The organism is Roseivivax jejudonensis (assembly GCF_900172265.1).
GTDB classification, from domain to species: Bacteria; Pseudomonadota; Alphaproteobacteria; order Rhodobacterales; family Rhodobacteraceae; genus Roseivivax; species Roseivivax jejudonensis.
This window is the reverse complement of sequence record NZ_FWFK01000003.1, coordinates 147,356-170,003: the sequence shown is the minus strand read 5'-3', so window position 1 is coordinate 170,003 and position 22,648 is coordinate 147,356. Positions and strand designations below refer to the sequence as shown.

Annotated in this window: 23 protein-coding genes; 7 read left to right on the top strand and 16 right to left on the bottom strand. The window is 70.7% G+C overall.

Annotated elements, in window-relative coordinates; genetic code table 11:
* Window positions 1–38: 38 nt before the first annotated feature.
* The 3 genes from purL to ROJ8625_RS08725 all read right to left on the bottom strand — a co-directional run bounded on the left by purL (window position 39) and on the right by ROJ8625_RS08725 (window position 3,275).
* A complete protein-coding gene (purL, locus tag ROJ8625_RS08735) occupies window positions 39–2,201 on the bottom strand; it encodes a phosphoribosylformylglycinamidine synthase subunit PurL (protein WP_085791508.1) in 2,163 nt (720 codons plus the stop codon).
* A 96-nt stretch (window positions 2,202–2,297) separates the two neighbouring features.
* Entirely contained in the window at window positions 2,298–2,918 is a 621-nt protein-coding gene (locus ROJ8625_RS08730; protein WP_085791507.1) for a YdeI/OmpD-associated family protein, read from the bottom strand.
* Window positions 2,919–3,047: 129 nt separating this feature from the next.
* Window positions 3,048–3,275 carry a YjiS-like domain-containing protein gene (locus tag ROJ8625_RS08725; protein WP_085791506.1) on the bottom strand — a complete coding sequence of 76 codons (228 nt, stop codon included), beginning with the start codon at window positions 3,273–3,275 and terminating at the stop codon, window positions 3,048–3,050.
* Between the two features lie 98 nt (window positions 3,276–3,373).
* Here ROJ8625_RS08725 and ROJ8625_RS08720 point away from each other — a divergent pair, with 98 nt between their 5' ends.
* From ROJ8625_RS08720 to ROJ8625_RS08700, 5 genes are all read left to right on the top strand, one after another.
* Entirely contained in the window at window positions 3,374–4,783 is a 1,410-nt protein-coding gene (locus ROJ8625_RS08720) for an aminotransferase-like domain-containing protein (RefSeq protein WP_085791505.1), read from the top strand.
* Window positions 4,784–4,985: 202 nt separating this feature from the next.
* Window positions 4,986–5,450: a 50S ribosomal protein L13 gene (gene rplM / locus ROJ8625_RS08715; protein WP_085791504.1), complete on the top strand. Its 465-nt coding sequence runs from the start codon at window positions 4,986–4,988 to the stop codon at window positions 5,448–5,450.
* A gap of 3 nt (window positions 5,451–5,453) precedes the next feature.
* On the top strand, window positions 5,454–5,942 hold the full coding sequence (rpsI, locus tag ROJ8625_RS08710; RefSeq protein ID WP_085791503.1) for a 30S ribosomal protein S9: 489 nt from the start codon (window positions 5,454–5,456) through the stop codon (window positions 5,940–5,942).
* Window positions 5,943–6,018: 76 nt separating this feature from the next.
* Window positions 6,019–6,717 (top strand): glycosyltransferase family protein, encoded by a 699-nt coding sequence (locus tag ROJ8625_RS08705; RefSeq protein WP_085791502.1) that lies wholly within the window; start codon window positions 6,019–6,021, stop codon window positions 6,715–6,717.
* Between the two features lies 1 nt (window position 6,718).
* Window positions 6,719–7,396 (top strand): sulfotransferase family 2 domain-containing protein, encoded by a 678-nt coding sequence (locus ROJ8625_RS08700; RefSeq protein ID WP_085791501.1) that lies wholly within the window; start codon window positions 6,719–6,721, stop codon window positions 7,394–7,396.
* Here ROJ8625_RS08700 and ROJ8625_RS08695 read toward each other — a convergent pair.
* The 6 genes from ROJ8625_RS08695 to ROJ8625_RS08670 form a co-directional block, all read right to left on the bottom strand.
* Window positions 7,351–8,502 carry a glycosyltransferase family 4 protein gene (locus ROJ8625_RS08695; protein ID WP_085791500.1) on the bottom strand — a complete coding sequence of 384 codons (1,152 nt, stop codon included), beginning with the start codon at window positions 8,500–8,502 and terminating at the stop codon, window positions 7,351–7,353. The genes ROJ8625_RS08700 and ROJ8625_RS08695 overlap by 46 nt on opposite strands.
* On the bottom strand, window positions 8,499–9,227 hold the full coding sequence (locus ROJ8625_RS08690) for a sulfotransferase family 2 domain-containing protein (protein ID WP_085791499.1): 729 nt from the start codon (window positions 9,225–9,227) through the stop codon (window positions 8,499–8,501). Before ROJ8625_RS08690 ends, ROJ8625_RS08695 begins: the two co-directional genes overlap by 4 nt.
* A gap of 5 nt (window positions 9,228–9,232) precedes the next feature.
* Window positions 9,233–9,853, bottom strand: a complete 621-nt coding sequence (locus tag ROJ8625_RS08685) for a TetR/AcrR family transcriptional regulator (RefSeq protein WP_085791498.1) — start codon at window positions 9,851–9,853, stop codon at window positions 9,233–9,235.
* A 38-nt stretch (window positions 9,854–9,891) separates the two neighbouring features.
* Window positions 9,892–10,758 (bottom strand): polyphosphate kinase 2, encoded by an 867-nt coding sequence (gene ppk2 / locus ROJ8625_RS08680; RefSeq protein WP_085791497.1) that lies wholly within the window; start codon window positions 10,756–10,758, stop codon window positions 9,892–9,894.
* A gap of 75 nt (window positions 10,759–10,833) precedes the next feature.
* Window positions 10,834–11,811 carry an alpha/beta fold hydrolase gene (locus tag ROJ8625_RS08675; protein ID WP_085791496.1) on the bottom strand — a complete coding sequence of 326 codons (978 nt, stop codon included), beginning with the start codon at window positions 11,809–11,811 and terminating at the stop codon, window positions 10,834–10,836.
* The gene (locus ROJ8625_RS08670) at window positions 11,808–12,761 is read right to left on the bottom strand and encodes a homoserine O-succinyltransferase (RefSeq protein ID WP_085791495.1); all 954 of its coding nucleotides are present in this window, start codon (window positions 12,759–12,761) and stop codon (window positions 11,808–11,810) included. The genes ROJ8625_RS08675 and ROJ8625_RS08670 overlap by 4 nt, the downstream gene beginning before the upstream one ends.
* A gap of 233 nt (window positions 12,762–12,994) precedes the next feature.
* On the opposite strand from ROJ8625_RS08670, the gene ROJ8625_RS08665 reads away from it, so the two are divergent.
* Window positions 12,995–13,570, top strand: coding sequence for a hypothetical protein (locus ROJ8625_RS08665; RefSeq protein ID WP_085791494.1), 576 nt, complete (start codon window positions 12,995–12,997; stop codon window positions 13,568–13,570).
* Here the strand turns inward: ROJ8625_RS08665 and ROJ8625_RS08660 are convergent.
* The 6 genes from ROJ8625_RS08660 to guaA form a co-directional block, all read right to left on the bottom strand.
* Entirely contained in the window at window positions 13,542–14,414 is an 873-nt protein-coding gene (locus tag ROJ8625_RS08660) for an ATPase (protein WP_085791493.1), read from the bottom strand. The genes ROJ8625_RS08665 and ROJ8625_RS08660 overlap by 29 nt on opposite strands.
* Window positions 14,415–14,613: 199 nt before the next feature.
* The gene (locus tag ROJ8625_RS08655) at window positions 14,614–15,531 is read right to left on the bottom strand and encodes a DMT family transporter (RefSeq protein ID WP_085791893.1); all 918 of its coding nucleotides are present in this window, start codon (window positions 15,529–15,531) and stop codon (window positions 14,614–14,616) included.
* Window positions 15,532–15,684: 153 nt separating this feature from the next.
* Entirely contained in the window at window positions 15,685–16,989 is a 1,305-nt protein-coding gene (locus ROJ8625_RS08650) for an outer membrane protein transport protein (RefSeq protein WP_159456745.1), read from the bottom strand.
* Between the two features lie 110 nt (window positions 16,990–17,099).
* Window positions 17,100–18,014: a DMT family transporter gene (locus ROJ8625_RS08645; RefSeq protein ID WP_085791491.1), complete on the bottom strand. Its 915-nt coding sequence runs from the start codon at window positions 18,012–18,014 to the stop codon at window positions 17,100–17,102.
* An 86-nt stretch (window positions 18,015–18,100) separates the two neighbouring features.
* Window positions 18,101–18,451 (bottom strand): hypothetical protein, encoded by a 351-nt coding sequence (locus ROJ8625_RS08640; RefSeq protein WP_143535083.1) that lies wholly within the window; start codon window positions 18,449–18,451, stop codon window positions 18,101–18,103.
* Between the two features lie 268 nt (window positions 18,452–18,719).
* Window positions 18,720–20,288, bottom strand: coding sequence for a glutamine-hydrolyzing GMP synthase (gene guaA, locus ROJ8625_RS08635; protein ID WP_085791489.1), 1,569 nt, complete (start codon window positions 20,286–20,288; stop codon window positions 18,720–18,722).
* A gap of 284 nt (window positions 20,289–20,572) precedes the next feature.
* Here guaA and ROJ8625_RS08630 point away from each other — a divergent pair, with 284 nt between their 5' ends.
* Window positions 20,573–22,117, top strand: coding sequence for a trimethylamine methyltransferase family protein (locus ROJ8625_RS08630; protein WP_085791488.1), 1,545 nt, complete (start codon window positions 20,573–20,575; stop codon window positions 22,115–22,117).
* Here ROJ8625_RS08630 and ROJ8625_RS21185 read toward each other — a convergent pair.
* A complete protein-coding gene (locus ROJ8625_RS21185) occupies window positions 22,024–22,536 on the bottom strand; it encodes a DUF6477 family protein (RefSeq protein WP_200813301.1) in 513 nt (170 codons plus the stop codon). The two genes, ROJ8625_RS08630 and ROJ8625_RS21185, sit on opposite strands and share 94 nt — an antisense overlap.
* Window positions 22,537–22,648 lie beyond the last annotated feature (112 nt).

Below are 22,648 nucleotides of genomic sequence, written 5' to 3'. Positions count from 1 at the left end.
CCCGGCGCAGGCGGTCGGGCCGGGCGCCCCGGTGAGGATCAGTCGAAGAGCGCGGCGAAGGTACCGCGGTGGACCGCGACGAGCTCGTCGAGCGGGGCGGAGGCGCTGCCGAAGCTGACCGTGCTGCCCGTGAAGCGGCCGACGCTGTCGATCTTCACGCCCGCGGCGACGGCACGGGTCATCAGCTCTTCGGCGCAGTCGAAGTTGCAGGCGATGAGGTAGCGGCCCTGATCCTCGCCGAAGAGAAACGGCGTGTCCTCGCTGTCGAGCTGCACGCCGACGCCCGAGCCGGCCGCCATCTCGAACGCGGCGAGCGCGAGGCCGCCGTCGGAGAGATCGGTGCAGGCGCGGATCAGGTCGCGGTTGGCGCGGACGAATTCGCCGTTGCGGCGCTCTTCGTCCAGATCGACACGCGGGGCGGGGCCGTCCTGCCGCAGGAACACCTCCTGCAGGAGCGCGGAGCGGCCAAGATGCGACCCGGAGCGGCCCAGCAGGAGCGCGACGTGACCGTCGCGCGCCCGGTCGAGGATGGGCTCCTCGTCCGCGGCGATGAGCCCGACCGCGCCGATGGTCGGCGTGGGCAGGATCGCGGTGCCGTCGGTTTCGTTGTAGAGCGACACGTTGCCCGACACGATGGGCATGTCGAGCGCGCTGCAGGCCGCGCCGATGCCGCGGATGGCGCCGACGAACTGTCCCATGATCGCGGGCTTCTCGGGGTTGCCGAAATTGAGGTTGTCGGTCGTCGCGAGCGGCGTCGCGCCCACGGCGCAGAGGTTGCGATAGGCTTCGGCAACCGCCTGCATCCCGCCCTTTTCCGGATCGGCGAAGACGTAGCGCGGGGTCACGTCCGCGGTGAAGGCGAGCTTCTTGGCGGTGCCGTGCACGCGGATGACGCCGGCGCCCCAGCCCGGACCCTCCACCGTGTCGGCCATGACCATGCTGTCGTACTGCTCCCACACCCAGGCGCGCGAGCAGTAGTTGGCGCTGGCGAGGATGTGGCGCAGCCCGTCGACCGGATCGATCTGCGGCACGTCCCAGAGTTCGCCGTCGTCGACCGGCGTGTCCTCGAAGGGGCGGTCGTATTCGGGCGCGTTGCCCGACAGCGCAGAGAGCGGCAGGTTGGCCTTTTCCGTGCCGCCGTGGACGATGACGAATCGGTCCTCGGCGATGGTCTCGCCGACGATGGCGAAATCGAGGTCCCACTTGTCGAACACGGCGCGGGCCTCGGCCTCCTTCGCGGGGTCGAGGACCATGAGCATCCGCTCCTGGCTTTCGGACAGCATCATCTCGTAGGCGGTCATGCCGGGTTCGCGGACCGGCACACGGTCGAGATCGAGCCGGATTCCGAGGCCGCCCTTGTCGCCCATCTCGACCGCCGAGCAGGTCAGGCCGGCGGCGCCCATGTCCTGGATCGAGACGACCGCGCCGGTGGCCATAAGTTCGAGGCAGGCCTCCATCAATCGCTTTTCGGTGAACGGGTCGCCGACCTGCACCGTCGGGCGCTTTTCCTCGATCGACTCGTCGAACTCGGCCGATGCCATGGTGGCGCCGCCGACGCCGTCGCGGCCCGTCTTGGCCCCGAGGTAGACGACCGGGCGGCCGACGCCCGAGGCGGCGGAATAGAAGATCGAGTCCGTCTCGGCGATGCCGGCGGCGAAGGCGTTGACGAGGCAGTTGCCGTCATAGGCGGGATCGAAGCGGACCTCGCCGCCCACGGTGGGCACGCCGAAGGCGTTGCCGTAGCCACCGATGCCCTCGACCACGCCGTGCACGAGCTGGCGCGTCTTGGGATGGTCGGGCCGGCCGAAGGAGAGCGCGTTCATCGCCGCCACCGGGCGCGCGCCCATCGTGAACACGTCGCGCAGGATGCCGCCCACGCCCGTCGCCGCGCCCTGCTTGGGTTCGATGTAGGAGGGGTGGTTGTGGCTCTCCATCTTGAAGACCACGGCCTGTCCGTCGCCGATGTCGACCACGCCCGCGTTCTCGCCGGGCCCGCAGATCACCTGCGGGCCGGAGGTGGGCAGCATCCGGAGCCATTTCTTGGAGGACTTGTAGGAGCAGTGCTCGTTCCACATCGCCGAGAAGATGCCGAGTTCGGTGAAGGTCGGATCGCGGCCGCAGATCTCGAGGATGCGGTCGTACTCGTCCGGCTTCAGGCCGTGCGCCTCGATCAGTTCCGGCGTGATGGCGGGCTCCTGCATCCCGGGTCTCCGTCTAGTGGCTGCTCGCTGTGGTCCGGGGCTCTTTACGAGCAAGGCGGGCAAGGGGGAAGGGGTGGCCGACGGCGCGGGCCGGCCTCAGCGTTCGGTGGCGCCCTTGCCGGCGAGAATGCGGTCGCGGAAGGCCGCGATCCGGCGCTGGCGCGTCTCCGCCCGCTTGGCGGAGGCCAGCGCGATCGCGTAGCTGCGGCGGCGCCCGGGGGTGAGCGCGTCGAAGGCGGCCGCGAGATCCGAATCGGCGGCGAGGGCTTCGACGAGATCGTCGGGCAGGTCGGGCTCGGCGGTGGCGGGCGGCGGCCTGGTCCCGGCTTCGGCGTGGCGCATCGCCTCGTCGAGGCAGGCGCGCAGGTCGGGCGCGATGGCGTGGACGCGCGCGGCGGAGGTGACGCGCACGGTGTCGGGATGCCGGGTGTTCGGCCCCTGCCGTTCGAGCAGGCCGGCGGGATCGGACAGGAGCGCGGCGTTGAAGAACCCCAGGCGCGCCCCGCCGCGCACCGCGCCGATGATCGCGATGTTGCGGCCGGCATGGACATAGCAGGGATGGCCCCATTTCACGGTCTCGCCGAGGCCGGCGTCGCGGCAGAGCGCCCGGAGCGCGAGCACGGCCTCCTGCCAATGGCGCACGGAACAGTCCGGCGTGGCGAAGCGCGCGCAGCGTCCGCATCCGTCGCGGACATAATCCTCGATGTCGGTGATCATCGCCGGGCCGTCCGGGTGGTTCGCCCGCGAAGCCTAGCACGGGGCGCGACGGGGTGTCGTGCGGGCGCGCGACAAAAAAAGGAGCCGCCCGCAGGCGGCTCAGGAGAAGAGGTTCCGGCAGATCAGGGATCAGTCCTGCCAGAACGCACGGCGGGCCTCCGCGTGGGCGGTCCACCGATCCAGACCGATATCGTCGAGCAGATGGTCGTCGAGATCCGCGAGCGCACGGCGGGTGCGGCGGCGTTCGGACCATTTCACCAGCGTCACCGCCACCGTCAGCGCAAGCGCGGCGGGGGGCGCGAGATGCGTCTGGCGGCCGATGAATGCGGCCTTCAGGCGATGGGGTGCTGCGGACATCGGATTATCCTTTCCCAAATTGTATTGACACAATGCAGCGTGTTTGCCACAATATATAAATACAATCGAATCGTACCCGGGGCGACGGATTTATTGTGATGGATACAATTCTCTCCGCTTATGAGCGCGGCGGCGTCCCGGGGCCGAAATACCGGGCGGTCGCGGGCGCGATCCGCGAGGCGGTGGACACCGGCGCGCTGGGGCCGGGCGACCGGCTGCCGCCGGTGCGCGACCTGGCCTGGGCGCTGGGGATCACGCCGGGCACGGTGGCGCGCGCCTACGCGCTGCTGACCGAGGACGGCACGGCATCTGGCGAGGTCGGGCGCGGCACCTTCGTGCGCGACCGCGCCGCGCCGGTGGCCGAGGCCCCGCGCGAGATCCGCTGGCAGCAGCACACGGCGCCGGAAGAGACCGAGACGGTCAGCCTGTTTTCGCCGAAGGTGCCCGATTGCGGACAGGTGGCGCTGATCCACGACGCGCTGGCGCGGCTGGGCGAGGGGGCGCCGGCGCGGCTCCTGAACTATCCCTCGCGCGCGGCGTTCCGCCCGGCCCGCGAGGCGGTGGTGGCGTGGCTGTCGGACACGGCGCTGGGGCCGCTCGATGCCGACGACATGGTGCTGAGCCACGGCGGGCAGAACGGCATCGGGCTGGTGATGCAGGCGGTGCTGCGCGGGACGCGGCCGGTGGTGCTCCTGGAGGAGCTGACCTATCCCGGGTTCCGGCGCATGGCGGAGCTGCTCCGCGCGGAGGTGGTCGCGGTGCCGATGGACGGCGACGGCATCGTGCCCGAGGCGCTGGAGCGGCTGACGCGCCAGCACGGGGCGCAGCTTCTGTGCACGTCGCCCGAGGTGCACAATCCGACCGGGCTCTTCACGCCGCTGGCCCGCCGGCAGGAGATCGCGGAGGTGGCGCGGCGCACCGGGCTGCAGATCCTCGAGGACGATTGCTACCGCGTCGGGGCGGCGCAGGAGCAGAGCTATCGCGCGCTGCTGCCCGAGCACGGCTGGTACGTGTCGTCGATCTCGAAATCCCTGACGCCGGCGCTGCGGATCGGGTTCGCGGTGGCGCCGCAGGGGCGGGTGGCCGACCTGCGGCGGGTGGCCGAGCACGGATTCTTCGGCCTCGCCACACCGCTCGCCGACCTGGCCGCCGACGTGCTGGGCCGGCCCGAGACGCGCGAGATCGCGGCGGCGGTGCGCGCGGAGTTCTCGCGCTACGTCCGCGCGGCGGTCAACGCTCTGGGCGGGTTCGAGATGACCTGGGCGGAGGACCGGCCCTACCTGTGGCTCACCCTGCCGTCGGGCTGGCGGGCGGGCGCGTTCTGCCAGGCGGCGGAGGCCGAGGGCGTGCAGGTGCGGTCGGCGGACGAGTTCGTGCTGCGCGACGGTGCTCCGCCGCACGCGATCCGCATCGCGATCAACGCGCAGGTGACGCTGGCGAGCTTCGAGGCGGCGATGGGCCGGCTGCGGCGGCTGCTGGACGAGCCGCCGGAGCGGATCGCGGTCTGACGCGGGAGCGCCGGACGGCCCCGGATTGTGGGGTATCTGGATACCTAATTTTCAAGCCTCTGTTTTCACTGTGTTAATCCCGCGCATGGCCGCTTGACCGTGCACGCGGGATGCTTATAACCCGCGCATCGGATTTCGCGGGCCCCGGCAGCGCCGGGTGACCGCGGCAGGCAACACCAGCAACCCCAGGGGATCCCCCGTCATGAAAACCTACTCTGCGACGCCCGCGGACATCGACAAGAAGTGGATCGTGATCGATGCCGAAGGCATCGTTCTCGGCCGTCTTGCCTCGATCGTCGCCACGCGGCTGCGCGGCAAGCACAAGCCGCAATTCACCCCGCACATGGATATCGGTGACAACGTCATCGTCATCAACGCCGACAAGGTGCAGCTGACCGGCAAGAAGCGCCAGGAGCACTTCTACTGGCACACCGGCTATCCGGGCGGCATCAAGTCGCGCACCAACGAGCAGATCCTCGAGGGCGCGCACCCCGAGCGCGTCGTGTTCCAGGCGGTCAAGCGGATGCTGCCGGGCAACAAGCTCGCCAAGCAGCAGCTGACCAACCTGCGCATCTACGCCGGCGGCGATCACCCGCACGAGGCGCAGGCGCCGGAAGTGCTGAACGTCAAGGCGATGAACTCCAAGAACACCCGGGTGGCGAAGTAAACCATGGCAGACCAGATCAACTCCCTCGAAGAGCTGGGCGAAGCCGCAGGCGTCGAGACCGTCGCCGAGGCGCCCCAGATCACCCGCGAGCCGAAGCGCGACGAGTTCGGCCGCTCCTACGCGACCGGCCGCCGCAAGGACGCCACCGCGCGCGTCTGGATCAAGCCGGGCTCGGGCAAGGTGACCGTCAACGGCAAGCCGCTGAACGAATACTTCGCGCGCCCCGTGCTGCAGATGATCCTCAACCAGGCCTTCACCGTGGCCGGTGTCGAGGACCAGTTCGACGTGATGGCGACCGTCAAGGGCGGCGGCCTGTCGGGCCAGGCGGGCGCCGTGAAGCACGGCATCAGCCAGGCGCTGCAGCTTTACGATCCGAGCCTGCGCCCGGCGCTGAAGGCCGCGGGCTTCCTGACCCGGGACAGCCGGACCGTCGAGCGCAAGAAGTACGGCCGCGCGAAGGCGCGCCGGTCCTTCCAGTTCTCGAAGCGCTGAGACGACCGGACGAATGTGGAGAGCGGCCCCCGGGCCGCTCTTTTTCCGTTTGCGTCACCGACCCGCGGGGCACGCCATGACCACATCGGGCATCATCTACATCACCGCGGGCAAGACCTATACCGAGGATGCCTGCCACGCCGCCGAAAGCGCGCGGGCGGCGAATCCCGGGCTCGGGATCGACCTGTTCTGCGACGACCCGTCGATCGTGCCCGAGGGGCTGTTCGACAAGGTGCACCGGATCGAGACCCCGCATCGCCGGTCCAAGGTCGACTGCCTGCACCTGTCGCGGTTCGACCGCACGCTCTATCTCGACAGCGACACGCGCGTGGTGACGGATCTGAGCGATCTCTTCCGCGTGCTGGAGCGGTTCGACCTCGCGGTCTGCCACGCCCACGCGCGCGAGCGGAAGAAGACCAACGCGATCTGGAAGACCGACATCCCCTCGGCCTTTCCGCAGCTGAACGGCGGCGTTCTGCTCTATCGCCGGTCGCCGGAGGTGGATGCCTTCCTGCAGGACTGGGCCAGCACCTTTGCGGAGGCGGGCTTCGGCAAGGACCAGGTGACGCTGCGCGAGCTGTTCTGGCACACCGACCTGCGCTGGTTCGTGCTGCCGCCGGAATACAACATCCGGTATGCCAAATACCTCGATGTCTGGGATCCCGAGGAGGCGCAGCCGAAGATCAAGCACTTCGCCGAGTACAACCAGATGAGCGCGCAGAAGCGGAAGGCCAAGAAGAAGCAGGGCGTCCTCGGGCGACTCTTCGGGCGCTGAGATGCCTGTGCTGCGCGCCAACGGGCGGGTCGTCTTCTTCTCGCACGTGCCCAAGACCGGCGGCACCAGCGTCGAGGCCTACATGCGGGCGAAGGGGCCGGTGGCGCTCTACACCGAGAACCGGGCCGCCGAGGGCCTGCGCGCGACGCCGCAGCACCTCCACCGCGCGGTGATCGACGCGATGGTGCCCGAGGGGTTCTTCGACGCGTCCTTCGCGATCCTGCGCGACCCGATGGCACGGCTCATGAGCGAGTACCGCTGGCGCGCGTCGCGGCGGGGCTACGTGATCCAGCGCGATCCTCCGCGGGTGACGAAGATGCTGCGCAAGGTGTCGAAGCGGCTGGGCCGCAAGCGGCTGGTCTTCGACGAGTGGGTGGCCCTGACGCTCGACGGGTACGGGCGCGACCCGTGGATCTACGACAACCACATCCGGCCGCAGACGGAGTTCGTCGCCGAGGGCGACACGCTCTTCCGGTTCGAGGACGGGCTGGAGCCGGTCTATCGCTGGATCGACGGGGCGACCGCGACGGACCCGGCCGAGGGCACGTTCTGGTTCAAGAAGACCGAAGGGCGGCTGGAGATCACGCCGTCCGAGACGACCCGCGCCCGCGTGCGCGCGTTCTACGCCGCCGACTACGAGCTTTGGGCGCGGCTGGGTCGCGGCGGCAGCGAGTCGTAGATCTCGGTCATCGCGGCGAGGTGGGCGTCGGCGGAGAACAGGCGCGCCGCGCGGGCGCGCGCCGCGTCGGTCATCGCGCGGGTGGCCTCCGGCCGGGCGAGGAGGTCCGCCGCGGCGGCGGCGTAGCCTTCGGGATCCTCGGGCGGGACGAGGCGGCCGGTTTCGCGATCGAGCACGATCTCGCGGTTGCCGCCCTCGTCCGTGGCGACAAGCGGGATGCCCGCCATCGCCGCCTCGATCAGCGTGCGGCCGAGCGCCTCGTCCCGCGCGGGCGCGATCAGCAGGTCGACCCCCGCGAGCCAGGGGTCGAAGGGAAACCGCGTGCCCATGATCTGCAGCCGCTCGCCCAGGCCCGCCGCCGCGGCGGCGCGGCGCACCGCGTCGTCCCACGGCGCGTGGGGTGTGCCGAACATCGGGAAGACCGCGTCCGCGCCCTCGGGCCGGGCGGCGAGGCGGCGCGCGATCTCGACGAAGATCTCGGGGCGCTTGCGGTCCGAGAAGTTCGAGACATAGGCGACGATCGGGCCGGCGTCGGGCCGGCCCAGGTCCGACAGGATGCGCGCGCGGGCGGCGGCGCGGTCGTGCGGCCGGGGCGTGTCGAAGGGATTGTAGATGACCTCGGCCCGGTCGCGCAGGGGCGGCGCGAAGCTGTCGCGCACGAAGTCGGACACCGCGATGAGCCGGTCGGCGCGGCCGGCGAAGGCGGGCAGGTGCCGCCCCGGCGCGGGGGTCCGCTGATGCCAGATGTGGGGTCGGCCGGCGGCCGCCGCCGCGCCGCCCCAGGCCAGGTGCATGCGCATGTCGTGGGTGTGCACGATGTCGATGTCCTGTGCGCGCAGGTAGGGCGCGAGCGCCGCGGCGGCGGCGCGCACGCGCAGGGGCTGGCGCCAGCGCGGCCGCATCCTGGGCGGCACCACGCGCGGGGCGGGCATCGGTTCGATGCCGAGCCGCGCGAGGTAGTCGGTCAGCAGGCCCGGTCCGTGAACAGCGACGACGGGCTGGTGCCGCGCGGGATCGAGCATCCGCGCCAGCATCAGCGAGGAGACGTGCGAGCCGCCGACGGTATCGCCCGGGTAGGGAAAGAGAATGCGCAGCGGCCGGGTCACGGGTCCGGCCTCGGGTAATCGAAGGCGGCGTAGTCGGCCGCGTAGAGGCGGGCCACGGCGGCGCGTGACGAGGGCGACAGGAAGTCCGCGCCCGCGGCGCGCGATCCGGTCAGCTTGCCGGGCTGGGCGCGTTCCATCTCGTGCGGGGCGGCGAGACAGTCGGCCGCGGCGGGATCTTCGCCGATGTCGCGCAGCACGCCGCGCATCCCCTCGGAGAGCCGTTCCAGCCGGAGGATCCAGGTGAAGCGGCCGGGCGGCTGGAACATCAGCGCGGTCTGCGGCCGGAAGTGCGCGTTGTAGTCGAGATTGCCCGCCTCCAGCCACGCGAGGAAGGCGGCGAAGCCTTCGGGCGAGCGGTCGCCGTAGCCGGGCGCGGCGGCATGGCGTTCGTTGGTGCCGGGTGCGACGTGGTGCAGGAAGCCCGACAGCGCGCGGGCGCCGGGCTCGCGCACCACGGCGAGGCTGCGCAGCCGCGGAAAGGCCCATGTCTCGGCCAGCGACAGCGTCCGGATCGAGCGCAGCTCGGCCTTGAGCGCTTGCGGCGTCGGCGGGACGGCGTGGCCCTCCACCTCGTGCAGGAAGGCGGCGATCGAGGTGTTGCCGGACTTCTTGATGCGGTTGAAGACGATGCCGAGGCGCGGGAACACCGCCACCGCGGAGTGGCTCGCGAGCATGTCCGGCGCGTAGCCGCGCCCGGAGAGCATCCACCGCTGGATCCGGCGCATCGGCGTCAGGTCCTGTCCGGCGGGATGAGGCCGAGACCGCGGAGGTAGACGCCGATCCCGGTCTCGAGCAGGTCCTCGGGCGGGAAGGGCGACTTGTTGCCCGGCGAGTTCCGCGCGAAGAGCTCGACCACGCCGTGGCTCATCGCCCAGATATGCGCCGAGAACATCGCGGCCGGCGGGCGGCGGTCGGCCGGGATATGCTCGGACAGGTCCGCGGCGGCGCGCTCGAGGACCGACCACGCGCGGCCCGCCACGGCGGCGAGATCGGCCGAGCGGTTCACCGACACGCCGGATTCGAACATCGCGATGTAATGGCCGGGATGCTCGCGCGCGAAGGCCAGATAGGCGCGGCCCGTCGCCTCGAACGCCGCGAGCGCCGAGGGCTGGCCCGACGCGTAGGCGGTTTCCATCACGTCGCAGAACATCTCGTAGCCCTGACGCGCGGCCTCGGCGATCAGCGCCTCGCGACCGTCGAAATGGCGGTAGACCGCGGCGGGGGTGACGCCTGCGGCCTTGGCGGTTTCCGACAGGGTGAAGCCGGCCGGGCCCTTTGCCTCGATCAGCTCGAGCGCGGCCTCGACGAGCGCCTGCCGCAGGTTTCCGTGATGGTAGCCGCGTTTAGGCATGGGCGTGGTCCGGTGCGGCGGCGGGACGCGCGGCGCGGTCAGCCATGCCAGAACTCCGGCCCGCCGCATATGGCGGGATCGCGGGTGCCGAGGGCCTCTTCGGACCGCGCGTCGTAGGACAGCCCCGACAGCACGGCGCGGATCGCCTCGATCCGGCAGCGGCGCTTGTCGTCCGAGCGGATCACCGTCCACGGGGCATGCGCGGTGTGGGTCAGCGCGAAGGTCTCGGCGATGGCCTCGGTATATTCGTCCCAGAGCGCGAGGCCCTCGACGTCGATGCGCGAGAGCTTCCACTGCTTGAGGGGGTCGCGTTCGCGCTTGAGGAAGCGGCGCAACTGTTCGGCGCGCCCGACGGCCAGCCAGATCTTCACGAGGTGGATGCCGTCCTCGACCAGCATCTTCTCGAAATCGGGGGCCTGGGCGAAGAAGTGCGCGCGTTGCGCCCGCGTGCAGAAGCCGAAGACATGCTCCACCACCGCGCGGTTGTACCAGGAGCGGTCGAAGAAGGCGATTTCGCCCGGGCCGGGCAGATGCGCGACGTAGCGCTGGAAATACCACTGGCCGGCCTCGGTCTCGGTCGGCTTGGGCAGCGCCACGATGCGCGCGCCGCGTGGATTGAGATATTCGCGGAAGCGCTTGATCGTGCCGCCTTTTCCGGCGGCGTCGCGGCCCTCGAACACGACCGCGACACGGGCGCCGGAGCGCTTGGCCCAGGCCTGCATCTTGACCAGTTCGATCTGCAGCGCCTCGAGATCGCGCTCGTAGGTCTTGCGGCCGAGTTCCTCGTCATAGGGAAAGTCGGGCGCGAGAATGGCGTCCTTGTCGGCGCCGGCGATGGCGGCGCGCACGGCCTCGGGGGCCTGTGTCTCGTGGTAGGCGCTGATCGCGCCGTCGAAGGGAAGCATGCTCACTGTGGCCGGGCCCCGGGATCGCGACGTCCGCCCGGTCTAGGATGTAAAGGCGATTAACGCAAACGGAGATCAGCGCAGCCCGGCGCGGCGCGCGACGCGGTCGATCGCGTCGGCGACGGCCGCGGGCGCGGCGTGGTGCGGCATGTGGCCGATGCCATCGAGCACGGTCAGGTTCGCGTCGGGAAGCTGCTGTGACAGCGGCCGCGAGTGGATGTCGAGCGGCACGATCTCGTCCACGTCGCCGTGCACGAGTTCCACCGGGAGATCGAGGCCGGAATAGCGCGGCTCCATCTCGACGACGTGCGGGCGCAGCGTGTTGACCTGCCGGAAATTGGCGCGCAGCGAGCCCGGCCGCAGCGTGAGGCCGGGGCCGACATAGTCGAGATAGCCCGAGGGCGCGTCCTGCGGCTCGAAGATCGAGCGGACGGCGCCGTCGACGCGGCCTTCGCCGGCGGTGGCGGCGACGATCGGGGCGAGCACGGCGCCGCCGATCGAGGAGCCGAGCACGGCGTATTGCGGCCCGAGGCCGCCGGGCCAGGGCATCGTGGCGCCCGACACCACGACGAGACCCGCGGCCGGGTGATCGAGGCCCCAGGCCATCGCGACGGCGCCGCCGTAGCTGTGGCCGACGACGATCGGTGCCTCGGCGCCCAGTTCCGCGGCCGCCGCCGAGAGCAGCCGCGCCTGTTCGGCCGGGCTTTCGGCATCGCGCTGGAACGCGCCGCCGTAGCCGGGCAGGCGGTCGGTGTAGCCGAGGCCGGGGCGGTCGAGCGCGATGACGCGGAAGCGGTCGGACATGCGATCGGCGAAGGCGAAGGTCCAGTCGCGCAGGTTGCCGCTGGCGCCGTGGACCAGCACGAGGTCGGGGCCGGAGCCCTGCACGGTGGCGTGGACACGGGTGCCGTCGATCTCGACGAAGCGGCCGATCGGCGGCCAGCGGTCCTCGGCGCGGGCGACACGGCTGTCGGCGCGCTGATCGACCGCGGCGGCGCATCCGGCCAGCACGAGGGCGAGAACGATGGGCGTGAGCGCGGCCTTGAGCGTCATCTCATGGACAATCCCTGCGGGGCCACGAGGTCGATCCCGACGCGGCCGATGTCGTACGGGGTCGTCAGGTAGACCTGGCTGAGCCAGTTGCCATAGAGCAGGTGCGCGTGGCTGCGCCAGCGGTTCTGCGGCGGGCACCCGGGATCGTCGCCGGGATAGTAGTTGGCGGGCACGTTGATCGGCTTTCCGGCGGCGACGTCGCGGTCGTACTCTTCCTTCAGCGTGCCGGAATCGTATTCGAGGTGGTTGAAGATGTAGAGCGCGCGGTGGTCGGTATCCTCGACGAGGCAGGGTCCGGTCTCGTCGCTGTCGATCAGGATCGGCAGGCCGGCGGCCTCGATCTCGGCGCGGCGCAGCTCGGTCCAGCGGGACACCGGGATCACCATGTCGTCGGAGAAGCCGCGCAGGTAGGGCGAGGCGGGATCGCAGTTGTGATGGCGCACGCAGCCGAAGGCCTTGGCGTCGAGCGGGTGCTTCTCGATGCCGTGGAAGTGGTGGATCATCGCCATGCCGCCCCAGCAGACGCCGAAGGTGGAGTGCACGTTGTCCTGCGTCCAGTCGAAGACGCGCGTCAGCTCGTCCCAATAGGTGACGTCGTGGTAGGGCAGATGCTCGATCGGGGCGCCGGTGATGATGAGACCGTCGAACTTCTCGCCGCTCGCCTCCACCTCCTCGAAGGGGCGGTAGAAGCTCTCCATGTGTTCGGCGGCGGTGTTGCGGGTCTCGTGGCTCGTCATGCGGATCAGCGAGAACTCGATCTGCAAGGGTGTCGCGCCGATCAGCCGCGCGAACTGGTTCTCGGTCGCGATCTTCTTGGGCATGAGGTTGAGCAGGCCGATCCGGAGCGGGCGGATGTCCTGGCTCTCGGCGAGCTCCTCGGACATGACCATGACGCCCTCGCGGCGGAGGACGTCGTAGGCGGGCAGGTCGGCGGGCAGGCGGATCGGCATGGAGACGCGGGCTTTCGGGGCGACGCTTCGAGGAGACGGGACGCACGCGGGCGCCCTCGAAGCGGCAGAGATAGGCCACGGGGGCCCGAGCCTCAACCCGGCGTCGCGCCGCGCCCCGTCGCGTGCGGCGGCCGGGCCGCAGCGCGCATTGACGGAACGGGGCGGCGCGGCAACACTCCGGGCTGCGCGCCGGCATGGCCGGAGCTGCGAATTATTTCAGGGGATTTCTGGAAATGAGATTGATTTCAACGGGGTGCGGAGCGGTCCTCGCATGTCTGGTCGCCGCGTCGGCGGGGGCGCAGGCCGACGACGACGCGATGGCGGTGCAGCGCTGCATCTGGTCGTGCCTGTCGGCCTTCGGCCCGGCGGACAGCCCGGAGTACCAGCAATGCGTCGCGGATCACTGCGCGGAGAGCGCCGCGCCCGATCCGGCGCCGGCGCGCGGGCCGAGCACGACCTGGACGACCGGAACGATCGACGGCGGACGCACCGCCTATGCCGGGGTCGACACCGCCGACGGGGCGCGCGGACTCTACTATTTCTGCGACCGATCGGGGCGGAGCGACCTGATGCTGGCGGGCTTCTCGGGCACCGATGTCTGGGCGCTGGTGGTGAACGCGGAGACGCACACGTTCCGCTTCAGCCCCGGGCCGAACGGGCTCTATGCCCCGGTGCCGCCGGACAACGCCGTGTTCGGGGTGCTGCGGCGGTTCGACGAGGTGTCGGTCGAAGGCACGCCGGGGCGGACGGTGATGGGCCTATCGGGGTCGGGCCGCGCGCTCAGCGCCGCGATGGCGCGCTGTCGATAGCGGCGGCGACCACGTCGTCGAAATCGGCCGCGTCGCGGACGCGGGCCATGTCCTCGGCCGCGACGGTCACGCCCCAGTTGCGCGCGATCGCCGCGTAGAGCGGCTGGCGGTGCGACAGCGCCTGCGCGTAGGTCCAGCGGATGAAGGCGTCCGGATCGACCTTGTCCGGCGCCACCTGCATCTGCACGAGGTAGTCGTTCCACTCGCGGTCGAGGAAGTCGGGGCTGTAGGCCATCGGCTTGGGGTCGCGATCGAAGCGGCGCACCAGTTCCTCGGTATGGGCGTCGGAGCCTTCGATCCAGATCATCAGGCAATTGCGGTCGAGCACCGACAGGATCGGATCCTCGGGATCTTCGGGGTCGACCCATTCGCAGAACGATCCGCCGGTGTCGCAGACGAAATGCGGGTAGCCGTAGAGCGCCTCGGCCCGTTCGATGAAATAGGGCGTGTCGAGCAGTGCCTGCGTCTCGGCCCGGGCGAAGCGCGACTGGCGCTGGCGGTAGGTGTCGATGTCGAGCCCGCCCTTCGCGGGATCGCCCGGCTTGCCCAGGTAGGCCGAGACCGCGCCGAGATTGTGGAAGGTCACGTTCGAGCCGATGTAGATCGAGTCGCTGAGCAGCAGCTCGCGCAGGAACGGCACCTGCATCGCCTCGGCCTTGGCGTTGTCGGTGATGTATTCACCCATGTAGTGGGTGCCGATCCGGTAATCGATCGAGTAGTGGAACCAGTTGCGGCTCTCGCGCAGGAGCGCGGAGACATGGGTCTTGCCGAGGCCCGACATGGCGAAGAGAAGCACGCGCTTTTTCGGGGCGCGGCGCCAGGCCTCTGCGGTGTCGTAGATCATCCCGGCCCTCGTGCGTCTGCGCGGCTCCGCCCGCTGGCGTAGCGAGGCCGCGCGTCCGCGTCAAACGCCCGTGCCGGTGGCGTGGTCCCGAGGGCGACCGAGCGTGGCGCGCGCGCCGACCGGGCGTGGGGGTCAGGCGCGGGGATCAGGCCCGGCGCGGCTGGCGCGGGGCTCGGGCGCGGCGCGGCTGGCGCGGGGATCAGCCGCGGCGCGGCTGGCGCGGGCGGCGCAGCAGGCGGCCGTCCATGGCCACGAGCCCGCAGGCGATGAGCGCGAAGCCCGCGTAGGCGCTGGCGGCGATGACCTCGTCGCGGACGAGAGCGCCGAGCGTGATCGCCACCGGCGGGATCATCAGTGTCACCAGCATGAGGTTGCCCGAGCCGGCGACCGCGAGGATGCGGTAGTAGAGCAGGTAGGCGCAGGCGGTCGCGATCAGTGCGTAGTAGCCGATGGCGATGAGCGTGCGCGGGGCGAGATCGACCGGCGGCGGCCCCTCGACCGCGAGGGTGAGCGGCACCATCACGAGGCTCGCGCCCGTCAGCATGCCCGCCGCCGCGACCTCGGGCGAGGCACCGCGCAGGACCGCGCGGCCCCACGCGCCGGCGAGTGCGTAGGACAGCGTGCCGCCGATGACGGCGAGCTGCGCGAGGCTGGTGATGTCGAACGCGGCGAGCGCGCGCCAGCCGATGGCCGTCGCGACCCCGGCGAAGCCCAGCGTCACGCCGAGCGCCCGGCGCGGGGTGAGCCGTTCGTCGGAGAAGACGAGCGCGGCGACGAGCACGCCCCAGACCGCCGTCGTGGCATTGAGGATCGAGGTCAGGCCGGTCGCGATGTGCAGCTGGCCCCATGCCATGAGCGAGAAAGGCACGGCGTTGTTGAGGACGCCCATGACGAGGAATGCCGCCCAGAGCCGCGGATCGCGCGGCACCGGCAGACGCCGCAGCGCCACCCAGAGCCACAGCGCCAGCGCCGCGGGCGTCGTGCGGTAGACGACGGAGGCCAGCGGCGGGATCTCGTCGAGCGCGGTGCGGATCGCGAGGAACGATGCACCCCAGATGAGCGCGAGCAGCGCGAGCAGCGTCCAGGCGCGCGGGGTGAGGGCGGGAGCGGCGGTCATGCGCGGACCATGCGCCGAAGCGACCGCGCGCGCGACCCGGAAGTTGCGCAAGCGGTCGCGGTGCGGGCCAGGCGGCGCGGGGGCGCAGGAATGACGAAGGGCGCCCCGCGGGGCGCCCTTCGATCGGGTCGTGTCAGTGCGTCGGTGCGCCGATCAGAACGTGAATTCCGCGCGCAGGCCGATGCCCACGGCGTGGTTGTCCTCGAAGCTGGCGACGGCCTGGTCGGCCACGCCCGCGTCGGCATCGCCGAGCCACGAATAGTTCACGCCACCCGAGATGTTCAGCGCGCCGGAGGTGTAGCGGCCGCCGAGCGTGATGCCGTAGAGGCCGTCCGTCGGGCCGAGCGGCGAGACGGTTTCGCTGTCGTTCTCGGGCTCGTAGATGAAGGTCGCGGAGCCTGCGAATTCCTTGGTGAAGGCGCGGCCGAGGCCGACCGTGTAGCGGTGGCCGTCCTCGAGGTTGACGAGGTCGGAGCCCAGCAGCTCGGGGATCACGTCCACCTCGGAGAACTCGGTCCAGCGGTAGCTCGCCGTCAGCAGCGTGCCCGGCGCGATGCCGGTCTGGAAGTCGAGGTTCAGCGACTGCGGCGTGACGTAGTCGGTGGTGCTGGTCTCGGTCATGCCGAACAGCTCTTCGGTGGTCTCGCCCTCGTGCTCGATCTCGGGCGAGTAGGTCGCCGCGAAGCGCAGCGCGATGTCCGGGATCTCGTAGGCGAAGCCGAGGACGTAGCCGGCCTTGGTGTCCTGCTCCATCTCGAAATCGTAGCCGCCGGTCGCCTCGAATGCGCCCTGCAGGCCCTGCAGGCTCTGGCCGAGGCCGGCGACGGTGCCGGCGCCGAAGGTCTGTTCGAGCTGGGCCTGCGTGGCCGGATCGCCGCCGAGCGCCGCACCGAGCTGGTCGGTGGTCAGGAGCGGTGCGCCGGGGGCGACGGCCTGGACCTGCTCGTTGAAGCCGGAGACGGTCGCTGCGCCGGAGATCGCGTCGCGGTAGGCGACACCGTTGAGGCCGACATCGGCGTTCACACGCTCGGCCTTCACGCCGCCGTAGACGCTGAAGCGGTCGTTGATCTGGTAGCGCATGACGAAGGTCAGCGCCTGGCTGTCGAGATCGGCGAAGGTGCCGCCGAGGTTCGAGGTCAGCGGATCGGTGTCGTAGTCGATGTCGACGCCGTAGGGCTCGTCGAAGATCAGCGAGTAGTTGAGCTGCGGGTTGATCCGGTTGGTGTAGAACAGCCCGGTCTGGGTGTAGCTCTCGCCCGCGCTGTAATCGCCGCCGGCGCCGCCGATATCCTCACCTTCGAGCGTCGGGTTGACGAAGCCGAAGGACAGGCCGGCGGTGTTGTCGTCGGCGAAGATCGGCAGCACGCTCTGGCCCGAGCGGTCGAGTCCGGCTGCGCTCGCGCCCTGCGCTGCAAGGGCGAGTGCCAGCGTCGAGGCGCCGGTCAGCAGAAATTTCATGGTTGTCTCCCTCATCCCGAAGATGTCTCCGCGTCGCCGGACGTTAGGAAGATGCATGCAATTTGGTCAATTTTGACCCGGCGTCACGGTTGCGGGAGTGCGACGCAACGTCACCGATTTGTCACAACCTGCGTCTCGTGCCGGATATTGGCGTAATTCGCGCAGAAGATGAGCGCCGCGCCCAGAAAGACGTAGGGGTCGAGCGGCTCGGCGTAGAGCGCGGCGCCGACGATGGCGATCAGGGGCAGCCGCGCGAAGTCGAGCGGCATCACCACGCTCGCCGGGGCGAGGGCGAGCGCCGAGGTGAGGCAGAAATGCGCGAACAGCCCGGCCGCGCCCACCAGCATGACGAGCGGCCAGCCTGACGCGCTCGGCGCGGCGATGTCGCCGTCGAGGCCGGCGCAGACCAGGCCGAAGATCGCCTGTGTCACGGTGAGCCAGAACAGGATCGAGGCGACGCTTTCGGTCGACGTGAGGCGGCGTGTGAACACCGCCGAGCCGGCGAAGCCGAGCGCCGCGCCGGCCGCGGCGAGGAGGTTCGGATCGATCCCGCCGGTGGCGGGGCGGGCGACGATGAGGATGCCGATGAACCCGGCGATGCCGGCCCCGATGCGGAAGCGGGTGAGCCGCTCGCCCAGCACGAACGTCGCCAGCAGCATCACCCAGAGCGGCGAGGTGAACTCGACCGCGAAGACCTGCGCGAGCGGCAGTGTGGCGACCGCGTAGAACCAGCAGTTCTGCCCGGCGAAGTGGCTGACATTGCGCACGAGGTGCAGGCGCATCCGGCGGGCGCGGATGTCGCGGTGACGGCCGGTGGCGCGGCAGACCACGAGCACGATGGCGATGCCGATGAGGCTGCGCCAGAGCATGATCTCGAAGGTGTCGAGATCGACCGACAGCTCGCGCCCCGCGACGGCCATGGAGCTGAACGACACGATCGCGCCCGTCATCCAGAGGCACGCGCGAAGCGTGTCGGCGGCCGATGTCGCGGCCGGTCCGGCGGAGGGCGGGGCGGAGAAGCGCATGGCGGCATCTGCCGGCAAGCGCGGGCCGAAGGCAAGGGGCAGGCGGGTGCCGCGCGCGGCACCCGACCGGGATCAGCCGGCCCGGATCAGTCGCGCCAGGTGCAGCAGCCCGAGAACGGCTCGACCCGGCTGCGCACCGGCACGCCGATCTCGACCGAGACGGGGAAGGTGGCGCCGAGCGCGGCGCAGTCGCGGCCCTCGAGATAGAGCGGCCAGCGCTGCCGCGCGGTCACGAGGGTATGGCGCGAATAGGACAGGCCGCGGGCGGGCAGCGGCGGATCCAGTTCGAACTGCCCGTCGCCGGCATAGTCGAAGGCGACGGTGTCGCCCTCGATCGTCAGCATGAAGCCCGGCTGCATGCCGAGGCACAAGAGCGTCTCGGCCGCGGCGGGCGCGGCGGCGAGGGCAAGAGCGGTGGACAGGACGAGGTTACGCATCGTCAAGCCGTACCACATCTTGCGTTTACATTTCCGTTACAATCGCACGTGGCGGCGGTTCGGACGGTCACGGTGTCGTGTCGGCCACGCAATCGCGCCCGCCGCGGCGACAGTCCGGCGCGTTCAGGCCGATTGGCGCCGGCGCGCGGCGCGCCGCCGCCGGGGCGGCGGCCGCGATCGGGCGGGAGATTCGGCAAGGGCGTGGACCGGACCGCGCGCCTAGTGCCGCGTGCACGACGTCAGGCGGTCGGGAAATCCGGCCGCGGGATCACTCCCACTCGATCGTGCCCGGCGGTTTCGAGGTGACGTCGTAGGTCACCCGGTTGATGCCGCGCACCTCGTTGATGATGCGGGTCGCGGTCTCGCCGAGGAAATCGTGGCTGAACGGGTAGTAGTCGGCGGTCATCCCGTCGACGCTGGTGACGGCGCGCATGGCGCAGGCGTAGTCGTAGGTGCGCCCGTCGCCCATCACGCCGACCGTGCGCACCGGCAGGAGCGCCACGAACGCCTGCCAGATCTCGTCGTAGAGGCCGTGCTTGCGGATCTGGTCGATGAAGACGGCGTCGGCGCGGCGCAGGATCTCGAGCTTTTCGGGCGTGATCTCGCCGGGGCAGCGGATGGCGAGGCCGGGCCCGGGGAAGGGATGTCGGCCGATGAAGCTCTCGGGCAGGCCCAGTTCGCGGCCGAGCGCGCGGACCTCGTCCTTGAAGAGCTCGCGCAGCGGCTCGACGAGCTTCAGGCCCATCTTCTCGGGCAGGCCGCCGACGTTGTGGTGCGACTTGATCGTCACCGACGGGCCGCCGGAGAAGCTGACGCTTTCGATCACGTCGGGATAGAGCGTGCCCTGCGCGAGGAAGGCCGCGCCCTCGATCCGGTCGGCGTGTTTCTGGAAGACGTCGATGAAGAGGCGGCCGATGGTCTTGCGCTTCTGCTCGGGGTCGCTGACGCCGGTCAGCTCGCCGAGGAACAGCTCGCGTTCGTCGGCGTGGACGAGCGGGATGTTGTAATGGTCGCGGAACATGGTGACGACCTCGTCGGCCTCGCCCTGCCGCAGAAGGCCGTGATCGACGAAGACGCAGGTCAGCTGATCGCCGATCGCCTCGTGGATCAGCACCGCCGCGACCGAGCTGTCGACCCCGCCGGAGAGGCCGCAGATCACCTTGGCGTCGCCGACCTCCTCGCGGATGCGGCGGATCGCCTCCTCGCGGTAGGCGCCCATGGTCCAGTCGCCGGTGAAGCCGGCATCCTTCACGAAGTTCTCGTAGAGCGTCCGGCCGTTCGGCGTGTGGTGCACCTCGGGGTGGAACTGCACCGCGTAGAAGCGCCGCTCGAGGTCCGCGGTGATCGCGAAGGGCGCGCCGGGCGAGGTGCCGTAGACCGCGAAGCCGGGCGCGAGGCGGGCGACGTGGTCGCCGTGGCTCATCCAGACCTGTTCGCGGCCGGTGCCGTCCATGAACCAGCCGGTGAGCAGATCGATCCGCTCCTCGGTGGGCACGACCCAGGCGCGGCCGAACTCGGCGGTGCCGTCGCCGCGCTCCACCTCGCCGCCGAGCATCTGGGTCATCACCTGCTGGCCGTAGCAGATGCCCAGCACCGGAACGCCGAGCTCGAACACCTTCTGCGGCGGTCGCGGGCTGTCGGCATCGATCACCGAGGCGGGACCGCCCGACAGGATCACCGCCTTCGGGGCGAACTCGTCGAGAAACCCGTCGGTGACCTGCTGGAAGGGATGGATCTCGCAATAGACGCTGAGCTCGCGCAGGCGCCGCGCGATCAGCTGCGTTACCTGCGAGCCGAAATCGACGATGAGAAGGCGGTCGTGCTGGGTCTGGTCCATGTCCCGAGCCGATAGCGGCCCGCTTGCGGCCGCGCAAGCCTCGGCGGGCGCGGCCGTGGGCCCGTGCGCCGGGGCGGGGTGGCGCGTGCGGTGCCGATGGTGCCGGGCGCGGCGGCGACGCCTGCGGTATCGTGCGCGGCGACGTCGCGTGCGGTGAGGTTCGCCGCGACGTCGCGTGCGGTGGCCTGGATGTCGCATTCGGGACGCAGGCGGCGCAAACGGACGGCGGCGCCGCGCCGCGGACGGCTAGACCGGCCGGACGACAGGACAATCGGAGCCGATCCATGCAGGACATCACCGCCGGACGGCGGCGCGGCCGCGGCGGCGGCGCTGCGCGCCGGGCCGCGCAGGGCGCCACCACGGTCGAGACCGCCCGGACGATCACCCGCGCCATCCCGGATTTCGAGGTGCTGACCGAGGAGGCGCTCGAGATCATCGAGTGGAACGCCGAGACGGTGCTCGAGGAAGTCGGCGTCAATTTCGTCAACAATCCTGGCGCGTTGCAGCGCTGGCGCGATGCCGGTGCGGACGTGACGGGCGAGCGCGTGCGGCTGCCGCGCGGGCTGGCGCGCAAGCTCATCTCGACCGCGCCGGGCCAATTCGTGCAGCACGCCCGCAACCCGGAGAAATCGGTGTCGATCGGCGGGCGCGACCTCGTGCTCGCGCCGGTCTACGGGCCGCCCTTCGTGCGCGATCTCGAGGGCGGGCGGCGCTACGCGACGCTCGACGATTTCCGCAACTTCGTGAAGCTCGGCCACATGTCGCCATGGCTGCAGCATTCGGGCGGCACGGTCTGCGAGCCGACCGACGTGCCGGTGAACAAGCGTCACCTCGAGATGATCCGCGCGCATGCCACGCTGACCGACAAGCCGTTCATGGGCGCGGTGACCGAGCCGTCGCGCGCGCAGGACAGCGTGGAGATGTGCGAGGTCATCTTCGGCCGCGACTTCGTGTCCGAGAACTGCGTTCTGACATCGCTGATCAACATCAACTCGCCGCTGACGTTCGACGACACGATGATGGGCGCGCTCGAGGTCTATGCGGCGGCCGGGCAGGCCTGCATCATCTCGCCGTTCATCGTCGGCGGCGCGATGGCGCCGGTGTCGGTGGCCGGCACGCTGACGCAGGTCCTGGCCGAGACGATGGCGGGCGTGGCCTATTCCCAGCTGATCCGGCCCGGCGCGCCGGTCATCATGGGCGCCTTCGTCACCTCGATCGACATGAACTCGGGCGCGCCGACCTTCGGCACGCCGGAGGCGTCGCAGATCACCTACGGCGCGGGCCAGCTCGCGCGGCGGCTCGGCCTGCCGTATCGCTCGGCCGGGTCGTTCTGCGGCTCGAAGCTGCCGGACGCGCAGGCGGCCTACGAGACGGCGAACACGCTCAACACCGGCCTGCTGGCGGGCGTCAACTTCATGCTGCACGCCTGCGGCTGGCTGGAGGGCGGGCTCGTCGCATCCTACGAGAAGTTCGTGATGGACGCCGACCAGCTGGGCTTTCTGCACCGGATGGCCGCGGGCGTGTCGGTGGACGAGGCGGCGCAGGCGATGGACGCGATCCGCGAGGTCGGCCCGGGCGGGCACTACCTCGGCTGCGCGCACACGCAGGCGCATTTCAAGTCGGCGTTCTGGCGCTCCGACGTCCTCGACTACAAGCCGTTCGAGACCTGGGCCGAGGAGGGCGGCCGCGACACCGCGACGCTGGCCGCGGCGCGGGCACGGCGGCTGCTCGACTCCTACACCCCGCCGACGCTCGACCCGGCGGTGGGCGAGGCGCTCGACGCGTATGTCGCGCAAAAGCGCGAGTCGATGCCCGACGCCTTTGCCTGAGCCCGAGCCTGCGGGCCGGCGCCTGCGGGCGCCGCGGCCAGTGCGGTTGGCGGTGTCGCGTCCGGCGCGGCGGTGGTGAGCGCCGCGTCCGGCGCGGCTGTGGGGTGCGCCGCGTCCATCGCGGCGGCCGGCCCGGTGCTGGCGGCGCCGGTCGGGGCAAGCTCGGCGATGATCGCCGACAGGACCGCCACGTGCCGCGCCGGCGAATAGGCGGCGTCGCCCGAGCGGCGGGCGGCGTCGAGCGGCGCCTCCACCGCCACGAGACGATCGAGCGCAGCGCGCGTGCCGGCAACCGGCGCGGGCCCGACGAGGCGGCGCAGGTGGCGGTCGCGGCTGTAGTCGGCCGCGCCGATCCGGGCGGCGCGCACCAGGAGGCGCGGGCGGCGCATCTGGCGGAGAATGTGCGAGGACTCGTGCATGATGTTCCCGTGATCGTGGTTCCGGCACCCATAATCACACAGCTCTGGCGTGTGTTGCGGACGCGAGGTTCGCGGCGCACGCACAATTTCCAATTGTTTGCAAATTGAAAGC